The sequence below is a fragment of the Caldicoprobacter algeriensis genome (genome assembly GCF_023838525.1).
In the GTDB taxonomy this organism is placed as follows: domain Bacteria; phylum Bacillota; class Clostridia; order Caldicoprobacterales; family Caldicoprobacteraceae; genus Caldicoprobacter; species Caldicoprobacter algeriensis.
Genome location: NZ_JAHUQD010000003.1, coordinates 181,526 through 197,253 on the forward strand (window position 1 = coordinate 181,526; position 15,728 = coordinate 197,253).

The 15,728-nt window shown below is 41.5% G+C and carries 13 protein-coding genes; 10 read left to right on the forward strand and 3 right to left on the reverse strand.

Annotated features, from left to right (window positions below):
* Positions 1–19 precede the first annotated feature (19 nt).
* The 4 genes from KVG29_RS03080 (at position 20) to KVG29_RS03095 (ending at position 6,009) form a co-directional block, all read left to right on the forward strand.
* Complete coding sequence (locus tag KVG29_RS03080) at positions 20–1,138, forward strand: uroporphyrinogen decarboxylase family protein (protein WP_252226433.1); 1,119 nt, start codon at positions 20–22, stop codon at positions 1,136–1,138.
* 117 nt (positions 1,139–1,255) lie between these two features.
* Positions 1,256–2,725, forward strand: a complete 1,470-nt coding sequence (gene nagZ / locus KVG29_RS03085) for a beta-N-acetylhexosaminidase (RefSeq protein ID WP_252226435.1) — start codon at positions 1,256–1,258, stop codon at positions 2,723–2,725.
* Between the two features lie 113 nt (positions 2,726–2,838).
* On the forward strand, positions 2,839–5,667 hold the full coding sequence (gene uvrA, locus KVG29_RS03090) for an excinuclease ABC subunit UvrA (RefSeq protein ID WP_252226437.1): 2,829 nt from the start codon (positions 2,839–2,841) through the stop codon (positions 5,665–5,667).
* Between the two features lie 24 nt (positions 5,668–5,691).
* Complete coding sequence (locus tag KVG29_RS03095) at positions 5,692–6,009, forward strand: hypothetical protein (protein ID WP_252226439.1); 318 nt, start codon at positions 5,692–5,694, stop codon at positions 6,007–6,009.
* 82 nt (positions 6,010–6,091) lie between these two features.
* Here the strand turns inward: KVG29_RS03095 and KVG29_RS03100 are convergent, their stop codons facing one another.
* The 3 genes from KVG29_RS03100 to KVG29_RS03110 form a co-directional block, all read right to left on the reverse strand.
* Positions 6,092–6,481, reverse strand: a complete 390-nt coding sequence (locus KVG29_RS03100; RefSeq protein ID WP_252226441.1) for a DUF4363 family protein — start codon at positions 6,479–6,481, stop codon at positions 6,092–6,094.
* The gene (locus KVG29_RS03105; RefSeq protein WP_252226443.1) at positions 6,478–7,155 is read right to left on the reverse strand and encodes a DUF421 domain-containing protein; all 678 of its coding nucleotides are present in this window, start codon (positions 7,153–7,155) and stop codon (positions 6,478–6,480) included. The genes KVG29_RS03100 and KVG29_RS03105 overlap by 4 nt, the downstream gene beginning before the upstream one ends.
* A 61-nt stretch (positions 7,156–7,216) precedes the next feature.
* Complete coding sequence (locus KVG29_RS03110; protein ID WP_252226445.1) at positions 7,217–7,957, reverse strand: DUF6062 family protein; 741 nt, start codon at positions 7,955–7,957, stop codon at positions 7,217–7,219.
* A 160-nt stretch (positions 7,958–8,117) separates the two neighbouring features.
* On the opposite strand from KVG29_RS03110, the gene KVG29_RS03115 reads away from it, so the two are divergent.
* The 6 genes from KVG29_RS03115 to KVG29_RS03140 all read left to right on the forward strand — a co-directional run bounded on the left by KVG29_RS03115 (position 8,118) and on the right by KVG29_RS03140 (position 15,660).
* Entirely contained in the window at positions 8,118–8,927 is an 810-nt protein-coding gene (locus KVG29_RS03115; protein WP_252226447.1) for an amino acid ABC transporter substrate-binding protein, read from the forward strand.
* A gap of 196 nt (positions 8,928–9,123) precedes the next feature.
* Complete coding sequence (locus KVG29_RS03120; protein ID WP_252226482.1) at positions 9,124–9,765, forward strand: amino acid ABC transporter permease; 642 nt, start codon at positions 9,124–9,126, stop codon at positions 9,763–9,765.
* Between the two features lie 12 nt (positions 9,766–9,777).
* Positions 9,778–10,536 carry an amino acid ABC transporter ATP-binding protein gene (locus KVG29_RS03125; RefSeq protein ID WP_276576357.1) on the forward strand — a complete coding sequence of 253 codons (759 nt, stop codon included), beginning with the start codon at positions 9,778–9,780 and terminating at the stop codon, positions 10,534–10,536.
* A gap of 326 nt (positions 10,537–10,862) precedes the next feature.
* Positions 10,863–12,623, forward strand: coding sequence for a cache domain-containing sensor histidine kinase (locus KVG29_RS03130; RefSeq protein ID WP_252226449.1), 1,761 nt, complete (start codon positions 10,863–10,865; stop codon positions 12,621–12,623).
* A gap of 10 nt (positions 12,624–12,633) precedes the next feature.
* The gene (locus KVG29_RS03135; protein WP_252226451.1) at positions 12,634–14,169 is read left to right on the forward strand and encodes a response regulator transcription factor; all 1,536 of its coding nucleotides are present in this window, start codon (positions 12,634–12,636) and stop codon (positions 14,167–14,169) included.
* A 114-nt stretch (positions 14,170–14,283) separates the two neighbouring features.
* Positions 14,284–15,660, forward strand: coding sequence for an ABC transporter substrate-binding protein (locus tag KVG29_RS03140; protein WP_252226452.1), 1,377 nt, complete (start codon positions 14,284–14,286; stop codon positions 15,658–15,660).
* Positions 15,661–15,728: the final 68 nt, after the last annotated feature.

Here is a 15,728-nt window from a genome sequence, read left to right on the forward strand (position 1 = left end):
TTTTTGGGAGGTTTTGGCGTTGTTTGATGATATTATAGAATCCATTGCCAAAAAGCTAAAGGTAACCCCTGATGGAAAAGAAAAAATTGCAAAGGTATTAAATGGGGAGACGGTGGATTGTTTGCCTTTAATATTTTGGAAACCCCAAAACACAACTATTTTAGGCAAAACTTATAATATGAAAGAACAGTTTTACAGCAAAGAAAAGATGCTTTATGCCCATTTGGAGGAAATAGAATGCTGTGCATGCTGTACATTTGATGCCCTTTTGTGTTTGCGCCCGAATTTCGGAACGGTGTTTATTCCTGCTATGTTTGGTCTTAAGTACCAGGTGTTTGAAGATAAATATCCCTGGTTGGTATCCCATCTTACTAAGCAGGATATAGTAAAATTTGAGTTTCCCGATCTGGACAAGAATGAAATGATGTGCAAAGCCCTAGAATATATTCGGTTTTTCAAAGAAAATTTGCCTGAATGGATCCATGTGTACCTTCCCGATACTCAGGGGCCGTTTGATATAGCGCATATGGTGTATGGTGATGATATCTTCTTGGAACTTTATGATGATCCCCAGTTTGTACATGATCTTATGGAAATTTGTACACAGATGTATATACAAGTTTCAATAAAACTTAAAGAAGCAATAGGCGAAGCGTTGAACGAATGTTATCATGGGCATGCATTGGTTAGAGGTATTTATATGAAAAATGGTGGCGTGAGAATTTCGGAAGATAGTGCAACCCTTCTGTCGCCTTTTCATATCGATGAGTTTGTTGTACCATATCTGAAAAAAGCACTTGAGCCTTTTGGTGGAGGGTTTATACATTATTGTGGTAAAAATGACTATTTTTTAGAAGTCCTTCTTGATATGGACGAGGTGCGCGCAATAAACTTTGGCAATCCTGAAAAGCATGACTTTGAAACTGTTATGAAAAAGTTCTTGGATCATAATAAATGTTATTTTGGCTTGTGGCCTAAGATGCAGAATGAAACCATTAGCGAGTATATTATAAGAATGAAGAAGGTATCTGATGGAGGTAAAAGAGGTCTTTTGCTTCATTTTGACGAATCAATGTATCCTGATTATTCATGCGAGCAGATTTTCACTTTGTGGCAAAGTGTGATGACAAGTGCGTGAATTTTAAAAGGAGAGATATGAATATATATTTTTCCTTAAAAAGTGTTATATTTAATATTGCAATTCTGTTATAAAATATAGATACCAGTTGAAAGTTAGATTCCGAGGAGGAATATGGTGCGCATTTACAAGATATTGGTCATTCTATTATTGCTTTTGTTTCTAGGGATATCTGCCTTGTCAGGTTGTTCCATTGTTAAGAGGCTATATACGAAGTGCGATTTAAATGATGATAAAAATGACTCTTATATGTACGATAACGACAAAGATGGTCAAAGTGTCAACCACGACAGCGAAACGCTTGGCGGTGATGAGGGAAATGAATTGGGAAGGCAGCAGGAACAGGCGGCGAAAGATGCAAAACGGGATGATTTGGAGCCAGGACAAGGAGGTCAGCAATCCGAACAAAAGCCGAATGGACAAAACGATAATGCCCATGATCAGGAGCCCCCTTCAGGTACGTCTTCTTTGGAAGGTCAAATCGAGAAGTATATGAACAAAATGACCCTGGAAGAAAAGGTAGGCCAGATGCTTATTGTAGGCTTTGATGGACTTGAGCCTTCACGAGCCATCAAGGATATGATACAGAACTACCACGTGGGAAGCGTTATACTGTTTCCGAGAAATGTCAAAGACAGCGTGCAGCTGGTCAGTCTCATCAATCAGTTAAAAGCACTTAATAAGAACAATCGTCTTCCGCTAATAATCTCAGCGGATCAGGAGGGTGGGAAGGTTCATCGTCTTCCGGCGGATGCCACACGTTTCCCGGCAAATTTGATATTGGGCAGGAGGAACTCAGCACAGCTGGCATATGATGTGGGAAGGGTAACGGCTGCTGAAATGCGTGCTTACGGATTCAACCTAAACTTTGCGCCAGTCCTTGACATATTAAGCAACCCCAAAAATACCGTTATCGATGATAGAGCCTTGGACACTGCTCCTGATATTGTTGCCCGGCTGGGAGTGGCCTTGATGAAAGGGTTGAGGGATGGAGGAGTCATACCGGTAATTAAGCACTTTCCGGGGCATGGCGACACCGTTATGGATTCTCATGTGGACCTGCCCATCCTAAACCATGATATGCAGCGCTTGAGGAGTTTTGAGCTCATACCTTTTAAACGGGCCATTGAAGAAGGAGCCGATATGGTCATGGTGGCCCATATACTCTTTCCCAATATAACCCAAGAAAAGGTACCTGCCAGCTTATCTCGTGAGGTAATTACGGGAGTGCTGCGCCAGGAGCTGGGTTTTGATGGAGTAGTCATATCGGATGATATGGAGATGGGGGCCATACAAAAGCACTACGGTATAGAGGATGCGGCTGTACGAGCAGTGCTGGCCGGTACCGATATAGTGTCGATATGCCACACTTATGAAAAGCAAAAACAGGCTTTCGAGGCCCTCATTAAGGCTGTCGACGATGGGACGATACCGATGGAGCGTATTGATGAGTCGGTGAAGCGGATTATCACTTTGAAGCTCAAGTATGGTTTGAATGATCAGCCGATGGATACCAGCAGCATTTCCAAAATAGTAGGGACAAAGGAGCACAGGGTTGTGGCTGACAAGGCATGGGGGAGGGAGTAATACTCCTCCCTTTTATTTTGTGAGGATTTTTGCTATACTGTATTCTGAATCGCCATAGGAGAAAATTTTTTATACATTAAGAGATATCGAGCGAAAGAGGGTTTGGCTGACGCATGGTTGACGGCAAGGTAATTTATGTAAAAGGCGCCAGAGAGCACAACTTAAAAAACATAGACGTGGTGATTCCCCGGGATAAGCTGGTGGTGGTGACCGGGCTCAGCGGCTCCGGTAAGTCCTCGCTGGCTTTTGATACCCTGTATGCCGAGGGGCAGCGACGGTATATAGAATCGCTGTCGGCGTATGCCCGGCAATTTTTGGGACAGATGGAAAAGCCGGATGTGGACTACATCGAGGGGCTTTCGCCCGCCATATCCATTGATCAAAAAACCCCGCGCAGGAATCCCCGCTCTACGGTGGGAACGGTTACCGAGATATACGATTACCTTCGCCTTTTGTTTGCCAGAATAGGCACTCCTCATTGCCCTAACTGTGGCAGGGAGATCCAGCAACAGACGGTTGAACAGATGGTGGATTACATCATGGGAATGGAGGAAGGAACCAGGATTCAGCTTCTGGCTCCTCTGGTGCGTGGCCGGAAAGGGGAGTATGTACGCCTGCTTGAGGACATAAGGAAGGAAGGCTATGTGCGGGTTCGGATAGATGGGGATATGCGTGAGCTTTCGGAGGAGATAAAGCTGGATAGGAACAAGAAGCACACCATTGAGGTGGTGGTCGATCGGCTTGTTGTAAGGAAGGGCATTGAACAGAGGCTGACCGATTCGTTGGAGACGGTACTTAACTTAAGCGATGGGTTGGCAGTTGTGGACGTGATTGGGGGGCAGGAGATACTATTCAGCCAAAAGTACGCCTGCCCTGAGTGCGGGATCAGCATAGAGGAGTTGACTCCTCGGCTGTTTTCGTTCAACAGCCCTTTTGGAGCTTGTCCCAACTGTCACGGGTTGGGCGTTTTGATGGAGATTGACCCCGATCTGATAATTCCCAACCCTTCTTTGAGTTTGGCAGAGGGGGCAATTGCCGTTCCTGGATGGAACAGCGGCAACGGGGATAGCATGGCCAGGATGTTTTTGGAGGCGCTGGCCGAGCATTACGGTTTTAGCCTGGACACCCCTGTTGAAGACCTGCCGGAAGAGGTTATTGATATCATCTTATATGGTACCAGGGGGGAGAAGATTAGGGTTAAGTATGACCGCAATGGTTCGGGCTATTTTATGGCCCCCTTTGAGGGTATAATCCCTAACCTGCAGCGGCGTTATCGTGAAACCGATTCGGATTTAGCCCGTGAGGAGATTGAAGCATACATGGGTAGCACCCCTTGCCCTGTTTGTAAAGGCGCCAGGTTAAAGCCCGAAGCTCTGGCCGTCACGGTGGGGGGGCTCAACATATACCAGGTGACCAATCTGTCGGTCAAGGAGCTCCTGGATTTCATCGATGGCCTTAAGCTTACGCCTACGCAACAGCTGATTGCCCATCAGATACTCAAGGAAATCCGCTCTCGACTCCAATTCATGGTGGATGTGGGGCTTGATTATCTGACTTTGTCGCGCCCTGCAGGAACGTTGTCGGGTGGTGAGGCTCAGCGCATCAGGCTGGCTACGCAAATTGGGTCCAGCCTGGTTGGGGTGCTCTATATACTGGACGAGCCCAGCATAGGCCTGCATCAGCGAGATAATGAGAGGCTGATACGCACTTTGAAGCGACTGAGGGATCTAGGCAATACCGTAGTCGTTGTGGAGCACGACGAAGAGACTATACGCTCGGCTGATTACATCATAGACATGGGGCCAGGGGCCGGGGCGCATGGTGGCCGGGTGGTTGCTGCCGGTACCGTCGAGGATATTATGAATTCCCCCGAGTCCATCACTGGGCAGTATTTGAGCGGCAAAAAGAGGATAGAGGTTCCCGCCGTGCGAAGGCAGCCCAGCGGCAAATGGCTTGAGGTTGTGGGAGCCAGCGAACACAACTTAAAAAATATAAACGTCAGAATACCGCTGGGGGTAATGACGTGTGTGACCGGCGTTTCTGGCTCGGGCAAGAGCACTCTGGTGAACGAGATCCTCTACAAGGCGCTGGCCAAAGAGCTCAACCGCGCAAGCGTAAAGCCGGGACGGTATGAAAGGATATTGGGGCTCGAACACCTCGATAAGGTTATAAACATCGACCAGTCTCCAATAGGCAGGACGCCGCGTTCTAACCCTGCCACCTATACAGGCGTGTTCGATTATATACGCGAAGTCTTTGCCATGACCAGCGATGCAAAGGTAAGGGGATACAACAAAGGGCGTTTCAGCTTTAACGTCAAAGGGGGTCGCTGCGAAGCCTGCCGAGGCGATGGCATTATAAAGATCGAGATGCAATTTTTATCGGATGTTTACGTGCCCTGTGAGGTGTGTAAGGGGAAGCGGTATAACCGTGAGACGTTGCAGGTAAAATACAAGGGCAAGAATATAGCTGATGTGCTGGATATGACGGTAGAGGAGGCTATGGAGTTCTTCGAGAACATCCCGAGGATTCACAGGAAGCTGCAAACCTTGTATGACGTGGGACTGGGCTACATCAAGCTTGGACAACCATCAACCACCCTGTCCGGCGGTGAAGCCCAGAGGGTTAAGCTGGCAACCGAGCTGAGCAAGAGAAGTACCGGTCGTACCATATATATACTGGACGAGCCCACCACCGGCTTGCACATTGCCGACGTTCACAGGCTGATCGATATCCTGCACAGGCTGGCCGATGGAGGGAACACCGTGGTGGTCATCGAGCACAATTTGGATGTGATAAAGACGGCCGACTACATCATCGATTTGGGGCCGGAAGGCGGAGAAAGGGGTGGAATGATAGTGGCCCAGGGCACCCCCGAAGAGGTGGCAAATGTGGAGGGCAGCTATACCGGCAAATTTTTAAGGCAGGTACTCAATATGTGAAAAAGTAGAAAGGATGTGATGTGTGTGGAAAGAGCTTTTCGCTATCAGACCGGCGAGACGGATGAAATCGTTAAAGAGTTGCGGCAAAAGGGCTGCGTAGAGGTGGATGTGGATTCGGAGGACAAAATAAAGCCGTTTTTGAAGGATTTGGAACGGTATGGCATATATGAACGCAGCGACATTCCCTGGGACTACGAAGCCATAAGCTTCTTTGAAAATCAGGACTTTTTATGCAGGGTACAGGTGGAGGATCTCGCTTGCCAGCCGCCAAAATCTGGATTGTTTATAGATTTTTACAGCGAGTATATTGAAGACAATTATGATGATATATTTTGGGGTTGAGATCTGTTTTACAGGGACAGCGTATGTTGATACAAATAAATTGTGTTTGAGAAGAGTACTCAGACGCAAGTTGCATTTATGCCTAAAGTATGTTTACAAGGCACAGGGATTCCTTTTGTGGAATGTGGACTATAAAAAGCCTGAGAGCCGAGATTTCGGACAGTGAGTCGGCCTTTGCCTTAAGGTTTACCAGCTGTTTTACCCTTGCCAGCGTTGCATCGATATTGTCTATTTCTTCATGGTTGATAAATATCTGCCAGGAATTTTTGTTTTTTCCCCACAGCCGTGTGAAAGATTCTAGCTCCTCGTTAGCCATCTCCCAGTTATCGTTTTTGATGGCCGATTCCAGGTTGCTCAGGCTTTGTTCTAACTTTTCGGCGGAGGTCGCAAGGCTGTGCTGGGTCCAGACCGCAAAGCCGATAAAAATGATGGTTATTGCTACCATTATCAGGGGTATTTTCAATGAGCTCACCTCTGCTTTTCTTTTTCTTCTATCTGTAAATTTCTCTGGCTGTCAAGATAAGCGAAGAATACGTCCTCGGGTTTAAGCCCGCGGATTTCAAGCTGCTGGAGCAGCCAGCTGATGTCAAGGCCGGCCTTGGTAAGGTTTTTGTGCTGTATATGGCCGTCCATGATGAGCGTGTATGGCAGGCCTTCATACCGGATGGAGAGCTTGAGGTCCTCTGCGGTCACCGGCCTCTTTTGCGGTTTGGGTATAACGCTTAGCTGGCCGTTGGTCTCAAGTATCGCAAACTCGACATCCGATACGTTAACTATATTTTTTTCTCTCAGCTGTTCCAGCAGGTCGTTTACGTTATAGCGCAACCGAGCTAGCTCCTTCTGTACAATCTTGCCGTTTTGTATCACTATGCTGGGGGAACCGCATAGAATGGTTCTGGCCCTTTCGCTTTTTAAAGTGATGTATGAAATAACCACCTCTACCAAAAGCAGTGCCAGGATGGATATGATTCCGTTCAAAAGGGGTATACTCGTGTCCTGCATGGGCACCGATGCCAGCTCAGCTATCATTATTGTCACCACCAGCTCAAACGGCTGCAGCTCACCCACCTGCCGTTTTCCCATAATCCTTACCCCAGTGACTACCACGGCATAGAGTATTAAAGCTCGAAAAAACGCCACTAACATATGTACAACCCCTCATCCTTGCTTGTATTTTTATATATAGATTGGCTGGGAACGATGTATTTTATTCTTTGTTGATGAAGCCACCTTTTATTTTAAAAATACACCTTTTTAGTGAATCCCTAGAAGTATGCCACGGACTGTCAATGTAGTAATAGTTAAACTTCTTGATAAACCAGTTTAATTCATCGTTAAGCCTTTTGAGGTTGTTTTCCTGTAGCGAAAAGGTAGCTTGGCAGAATTTTTTAAGCTGCAGCCCGCTAAGCAGGCGCTGCGCTTCCTCAACTAAGAGGTAGAAGTGCTTGAAGCAAAAACCTTTGCAGTTTTCATAAAGCGATTGAAATTTGCTATTGCATGCCCATAGCTGAATGATGGACTCAGCATAGCTATGCATAGCATCCTTTGAATGAATGCATAAAAAACAGGGCGATTCATCGATATCATATTGATTTGAAGATCGGTTAAATATCTTCCTTGTGATGTTTAAAGCATGGTATTTTGACGGCAAATAAGGGACTTCCATTATCCTTCTGAACTTACGCAGCTTTGACATTTCGTGCATTAATATCTTATCCACAATTAGAGCTAATCCAAACTTATCCCTGTAATTTAAAAGATGCTGGAAATGCGTCGAACAAAAGCTCATGTGCTCCAGGGACCTATGAAAATTTACATCATTAACCATATCCCTGAACAGCCCTGAAATATATGATTCTTCAGCTTTCTCCATTATATGGCATAGAGGGCACTCGGTATTTTCCTGGAAGGCGTCCCACAATGGAAATGTAAATATTTCCTGCTTCATTTCACACCTCTTTAAATCCATAATATTTAACAGTACTTATTGTTTTCACGTAACAGGAAAGTATTCAATTTTATTGGAGTTTAATACTTTACTAATTTAGCATATTAAATTATAATATTATTGTTTCAAAATCAAACAAGCCTTGAATGGAGGAATTGAAGTGAAGAGGAGTACGATTGTGCTTTTAACTTTGTCATTGATGGTTGGGCTTTTGTTGAGTGCCTGTTCGGGAGCGCAAGAAACCGCTAAAGACGATTCTTTGGAGAGGATTAAGCAGGCTGGAAAGTTTATAGTAGGGCTTGACGACACATTTGCCCCCATGGGCTTCAGAGATGAGGAGGGCAACATCGTTGGGTTTGACATCGATTTGGCTAAAGAGGCTGCAAAGAGATTGGGCGTGGAAGTGGAGTTTAAGCCCATTGACTGGAACAGCAAGGAGCTTGAGCTCAAGAATAAGAAGATTGACATGATATGGAATGGCCTTACCATTACCGAGGATAGAAAGAAAAACATGGCTTTTACAAAGCCTTATCTAGTGAATACTCAGATTATAATTGTGCCAGAGGGATCCAGCATCAAGAGCAAGGCCGACCTTGCGGGCAAAAAGGTAGGAGTGCAGATGAGCAGCAGTAGCCTTGAAGCCCTTAAAAAGGATAAAGAGGTCTACGAGTCTTTGGCGGAAGTGGTGGAATATCCCGATAACTTGGAAGCTCTTCTGGACCTGAAAGTGGGCAGGATTGATGCAGTAGTGGCAGACGAGATACTGGGAAGATATTACATCGAAAAGAGAAACGAAAATTTTGTGGTTTTGGACGACAATTTTGGTACCGAGGAATACGGTGTTGGGTTGAGGTTGGAGGACAAACAACTGCTTGAGGCGCTGAACAGGGTGCTGGATGAAATGAAGCAGGATGGCACCATGTCTGAGATTTCGAAAAAGTGGTTTGGCGAGGATATAATAAAAAAGTAAGTGTTGTGTCGTATTATCACACCGGAGGCTGACGGGGCCATTGATGTACCGTCAGTCCTCTTTTCTATTTTTATAAGGGGTGCGCAAGGAATGTTGATTTTGATATATGTACACTATTTCGTTTGTTGGGAGAGGTGTTATGCAAGAGTTATTGCTTGAGGTTATAAAGCCTACGCTTGAGGTTATAAAACCCATGTTGGAATATGTATCACGGATTATTGTGCCCATGCTCCAGGGCACTGTGGTTACTCTAGAGCTGTTTTTTATCACCACTGTTTTTTCAATCCCCCTGGGAGTGCTGCTGGCGCTGGCGCGCATTTCTAGATACACGATTTTGAGGGATGTCGTTGGTGCATACATCTGGCTCTTGAGGGGTACGCCGTTACTTCTGCAGGTGTTTTTTGTCTATTATGGCTTGCCCAATTTCGGCATTACCCTGGAGAATTTTCCGGCGGCCTGTATCGCTTTTGTCCTTAACTATGCCGCCTATTTTGCCGAAATCTTCAGGGCTGGCATACAATCAATTGACAAAGGGCAATATGAGGGAGCCAAAGTGCTTGGCTTTACTTACTGGCAGACCATGTGGAGAATAATTCTTCCGCAGACCGTGCGGAGGGTACTGCCTCCCGTCAGCAATGAGGAAATCACCCTTGTAAAGGACACGGCTCTTGTATATGCTATAGGATTGGGAGAGCTTTTGAGGGCTACCAAGATTGCCGTGTCCAGGGACGCGGTGACATCGCCTTTTGTAGTGGCGGCCGTGTTTTACTTGGTCATGACTTATGTGCTGACAAAAGTATTTGACAAATTGGAACAGCGCTATTCAATATATGAATAGGGGTTAGAGACCATGTATATGATTGAGGCAAGAAATATTTACAAGTCGTTTGGAGACTTACAGGTTTTAAAGGGGATTTCCCTGGCCGTTAAGAAAGGTGAGGTAGTAGCCATTATAGGGCCTTCGGGATCGGGCAAGAGTACTTTGCTGCGGTGCCTTATTTATCTGGAAGTTATTGATAGGGGCTCTATCATAATAGAAGGGCAACCAATTGCGTATGAGGATGAAAACGGTAAAACACGATATGTGCCCGATAAGCAGATACGCCAGATATGCAAGAAGATTGGAATGGTGTTTCAAAACTTCAATCTGTTTCCCCACAAGACGGTGTTGGAGAATATCATTGAGGCCCCAATTGTTGTAAATAAGGTACCCAAGCAAGAAGCGGTTGATATGGCTGAGGCATTGCTCAGAAGGGTGGGCCTGATAGATAAAAGGAACAGCTATCCTTCGCAGCTTTCGGGTGGGCAAAAACAGAGGGTGGCCATTGCAAGGGCTCTGGCCATGAAGCCCGACATAATGCTGTTTGATGAGCCCACCTCTGCACTGGACCCCGAGCTTACCGGGGAAGTCCTCAAGGTTATGCGGGATCTGGCGGAAGATAGGATGACCATGCTTGTGGTCACCCATGAGATGGGGTTTGCACGAGAGGTAGCTGATCGTGTAATATTCATGGATGGTGGAGAGATAATCGAGGAAGGGCTACCTAGGGAGATATTCTGCAATCCGCGCAGTGAAAGGACGAGGAGTTTTCTTAAGCAGGTGTTGTGATGGGATTTTGTTGTAATCGATGTTATAACCTTCTACAAATTTATGCAGGGCGCATTTAATATTTTTGAAGAAATGATTACCAAACGAGGTTATATCAAATGTTTTAAAACCACTTGTACTTCTAGGCAAAACATTTTTACTTTTTAGACAACCACAAAGTGCTTAATTTTAGTGTATTGGCAAATATTACCTCATATATTGAAAATGCGCCCATTTATGCATCATACCTTGACAAAAATTTGATTGCAAAATAATATAAAAATATAGTATGTTGTAAAACAAATAATAATTATATTATTTTATTAAGAAATGGAATGTGGATCTATATGAAAGAATTTTTTACTAATTTAAAGATTAATCAAAAACTGATTATTATGTTTCTTTCTATATCTTTAATTCTTATTACTACAGGTTTTGTGGCATTGCAATTGTCTTTTAGTATATATGAGGAACAATTATATCGACAGTCAGCTGAGTTTTTGATTTTATTATCAGAAATGGTAGATATTAGATTAAATAAAATACAGCAAATCTCTTTTGATATTTTGTCTAGTAAAGAGGTACAAGAATATTTAGCTATCGTTCGACGTGACGGTAATTCATATAATCAATATGAGGTATTAAATAATTTCAATAAAAAGATGCTTACATGGTTTTTCAATGAAAGTTATATTTCTTCTATTAATATCGTAGATATCAAGGATAATCAGTATTCATGGGGAAGGAATACCGTCAGAATAGATCCCGAAAGGTTAGACTTTATTCGAAAACAGGCTATCCGAAGAAAAGGCGGAATGGTATGGATCGGACCTTCTGCTTTTGATCATTTTATTGTTGCTGCACGCGTGGTAAGGTCTATTCCCAATTTGGAATTAGAGAATCTTGGATTAATTATTATTAGAATTGATCCGGAGAAGCTATTTAATAATTTTTCAAATCGAAAATTGACAAGTGAAGATGAGTTAAATTTTGCTATATTATCATCAGATGGAGTTATATATCAAAAAAATAATCATCAATTTTTATTTGATGAATTAATATACAGAATGAATAAAAAAATGGGATATTTTATCGATAACATCCAAGGGGAAAAGTATTTAATTACATATGTTACTTCTCAGTGGACTAACTGGAAATTTGTTAATCTTTTACCTTATACAAGCATTTTTAAAAATATTATAGCGGTCCATACAATTTTAGTTTTGGTTTATGTTGGTATTTTTATGCTGGTTATATATTTAAGTTTTTTATTTTCTAGTGAGATTACTAAACCTTTTAAAAGACTAACAAATAAAATGAAAATGGTAGAAAAGGGAGAATTTGAAAAGATTGCACAAATGGGTGCGAACATAAAGAGACAAGGGGATGAAATAGCTGAACTGGAATATAATTTCCACTTAATGGTAGATAAAATTAACACGTTGATAAAAGAGAATTATTTAAAGCAGATTGCAATTAAAGAGTCTCAATTCAAAGCTTTACAAGCACAGATTAATCCCCATTTCCTATACAATACGTTGGATTCAATTAATTGGATGGCAAGATTTAATAAACAATATCAAATAGCTTCTATGGTTAAAGCTTTGGGAAGTTTGTTGAGAAATTCCATTAGCAATAAAAGTGAAATTATTCCATTAAAAGAAGAAATGAAAATTTTAGAAGATTATATTATTATCCAGAAATATAGATATGGAGAAAGATTAAAGTTTTCAATGGATATTCCACAAGAATATTGGGAGTATATGATTCCCAAGCTTTCTCTTCAGCCTATAGTAGAAAATTCTATTCAATATGGTTTGGAAAAGATTTTGGGCGTTTGCGAAATAAAGATATGGGTTGAACCATTGGAAAAAGGGTTAAAAATTTGGGTCGAAGATAATGGTCCGGGAATGGACAAGGATTTTGTTGAGAAGCTAAATAGGGGCGAGATTGAACCCAGAGGTTCTGGTATCGGTATTAAAAATATAAACGAGAGAATTAAGATCATATTCGGAATGGAATACGGTGTAAATGTGACTAGTGTGTTGGGAGAAGGGACTAAGGTATGTATTTTTATTCCCTATAAAAGGGGTGATGACTTTGTATAAACTTTTATTGGTGGATGACGAGCAGATAATCAGAGAAGGCATTGTACAATTGGTGAATTGGGATTCTCTGGGTATACAAGTAGAAGATGCTGAGAATGGAATAGAAGCCTATGAGAAGATAAAAAACATGAATCCAGATATTGTAATTACGGATATTAAGATGCCGGGAATGGATGGATTGGAACTTATAGAAAGAGTTAAAACGGAGTTTCCGGATATCATTTTTATAATTTTATCAGGGTATGGAGAGTTTAACTTTGCGAGCAGAGCCATGCAGTATGGAGTTAAATATTATCTGCTGAAACCGTGTGATGAAGACGAAATTACCAAGGTTTTATACAAGGTAACAGAAGAGTTAAAACAAAATAAGGAGCGCCAAAAATTTATAAAGAAAATGGAGGAAGATTTACAAAGAGTAATCCCTTACGTAAAAGAACAGTTCTTTCGAGACTGTGTGATGGGGCGATTAAAGGATGAAAAAGACGTTGTTTATTTTAAGGAGTTATTAAAATTGCCTGCTGAAAAAATGCGTTTATTACTTTTCCGTTTGGATGATAATAATGAGTTTGAAAAACGATTTGCTTTAAAGAATTTATTGGATTATTGCGAAAAGGATTACTCTTTACTTAGCACGATAATTGGTGAAAATGTGCTGTTGTTGCAGAAGGCAATTCCGCCTGAAAAGTTATTTTCTTATTTAGAAGAAATAAAACAAAGTTTTATAAATTATTGTGGGATTAGCTTTACAGTGGCTGTAAGTTCAGAAGGTTTTTTTGAACAATTGCCTGATTTGTACGATGAGGTAATGGAATGTCTTGAGTACCGATTTTATTTGGGTGAAGATTGTATCATTACCAGGGATGATGTAGGCAAAAAAGAACAATCGATACAATCAATTATAAATTTTGATTACCAACATTTAGCTTTATTGATTAGAAGTGGAAATGTTAATGCGGTTTGTAAAGAACTCAAAACGTTTTTTACAAAGTTAAATAGTAATAAAGTCGATGCTGATATGGTCCGAGCACTATGTATAGAATTGTACATTTCAATTATCCGCCAGGCAAAACTTCAAGATCTTAATGAGTATATGAAACAAATTTCAGTGCTTCAAGATATTGCTACTTTGGATAAGATGTTTAACTTTATCATGTCTATAGCACAGGAAATTACAGAGGGCAATTATAAGGAGAATCAAGAAAAAAATAGTCAAATTATTAAAACTGTTTTAAAGGTTATAGAAGAAAATATAAATTTTGAAGATCTTTCCCTTTCTTGGATAGCTGAAAAAATTGTTTATATGAATGTAGATTATTTAGGCAAATTATTTAAAAAAGAAGTAGGGAAAAATTTTTCCGCATACTTGATGGAGAAGAGAGTGGAAAAAGCTAAACAATTATTATCAGAAGAAAGTTATTGTAAAATTTCTGATATTGCCAAATGCGTGGGATATGGGAATAACCCTCAATATTTTGGCCAGGTTTTCAAAAAAATTACAGGCTATACTCCATCAGAGTATAAAAAAATGTTAGGATGTCAAAAATGAAATTTAAATCTGTTTTTTAAACAAAGGTTGTCGGATAATTTTATTTAAATTTTTACACCCCTCCAATATAATTAATTGTGCTAGGGTCTCAATTTAAAAAAAGGGGTGTGTATAATGAAGAAATGGTTGTATTTATTAATCATTGTAATTCTGGTGATGACAATGGTATTGACAGCGTGTGGACAAAGTCAGCCGGCTAAAGATACTGTTGGTTCAACTACAGGTGACCAGCAAAAGCAAGATGAACAAAAACAGGATGAGTCAAAAGAGAATGTTGGGAGTGAAAAAGCTGAGCTGCGTATTTTTTGGTGGGGTTCTCAAGATAGACATGATAGGACAATAAAGGTTATTGAAATGTTTGAAGAAAAGAACCCCGATGTTTCTATTCAATATGAATTTTCTGGATGGGATGGATATTGGGAAAAAGTAGCGGCTTTGGCAGCTGCAAACAACTTACCTGACGTTTTTCAACAGGATTATCAATATCTAGCACAGTATGCCAAGAAGGGACTTTTAGAGGCATTAGACCCCTATGTAGAACGGGGAATTTTAGATTTGTCGGATGTGGATGAAAGCAGCATAGTAGGTGGAAAGGTAGATGGCAAGCTTTATGGAATAAATTTGGGTTCTAATGCCCCTTGTATTGTCTATGACCCTGCTTTGTTTGAACAAGCAGGTGTTCCGGAACCGACGCCTGATTGGACATGGGAAGATTATATGAATGCAGCCAAAACAATACATGAAAAATTAGACATTTATGCCGATAGGACTTTCCCTGGTGGTTATTTTCACGGGTTAAAACATTATGTTCGTCAACATGGACAGAAATTGTACTCCGATGACGGAACTAAGTTAGATTATAGTGATGATAAGCTTTTTGAGGAATTTTTTACAATGGAGTTAGAATTAGTAAAGCAAGGTGCGCTACCCATGCCGGACGAAAGATTAGAAGTTAAATCGGTAGAGGACGAATTCCTTGTGACCAAAAAAGCCGCTATGGCAGCAGTTCATAGTAACCAGATTGTTGCTATGACAAAGGCTGCTAATCGACCTCTTAAATTAGCATTACTTCCTAAACATAAAGACCAGGTTAAGGAAGGAATGTACGTAAAACCGAGTATGTTTTTTGCGGTGGCAGCTACTAGCAAAAACAAAGATAAAGCTGTACAGTTCGTGAATTATTTTACTAACGATATTGAAGCAAATAAGGTTTTGCTGGCAGAACGTGGTGTTCCCATTTCTTCTAAAGTGCGGGAAGCCTTAATGCCATTGTTGAATGATGCACAGAAAGAAATGTTTAATTTCATGGAGGTAGTTATTTCGAATAGTAGTCCAATAGATCCACCAGATCCTCCAGGGCATCCAGAAGTAGACAAGCTTTTGAAGAATTTGGAAGAACAGATCCTATACGGACAACTTACGCCAGCAGAGGCAGCTATAAAATTTAGAGAAGAAGCTAATAAGATTTTAGCAAAAAGTGCTCAGCAATGATATAAGAGTTTATTAGACATGGTTTGCACTTTGTGCAAACCATGTCTAATAAAACCTTTTAAACCTTT

Excerpts from the sequence above, each read along its gene's own strand:
- uvrA (WP_252226437.1), top strand. The coding sequence starts at position 2,839 with ATGGTTGACGGCAAGGTAATTTATGTAAAAGGCGCCAGAGAGCACAAC.
- KVG29_RS03105 (WP_252226443.1), bottom strand. The coding sequence starts at position 7,155 with ATGTTAGTGGCGTTTTTTCGAGCTTTAATACTCTATGCCGTGGTAGTC.
- KVG29_RS03110 (WP_252226445.1), bottom strand. The coding sequence starts at position 7,957 with ATGAAGCAGGAAATATTTACATTTCCATTGTGGGACGCCTTCCAGGAA.
- KVG29_RS03125 (WP_276576357.1), top strand. The coding sequence starts at position 9,778 with ATGTATATGATTGAGGCAAGAAATATTTACAAGTCGTTTGGAGACTTA.
- KVG29_RS03130 (WP_252226449.1), top strand. The coding sequence starts at position 10,863 with ATGAAAGAATTTTTTACTAATTTAAAGATTAATCAAAAACTGATTATT.
- KVG29_RS03140 (WP_252226452.1), top strand. The coding sequence starts at position 14,284 with ATGAAGAAATGGTTGTATTTATTAATCATTGTAATTCTGGTGATGACA.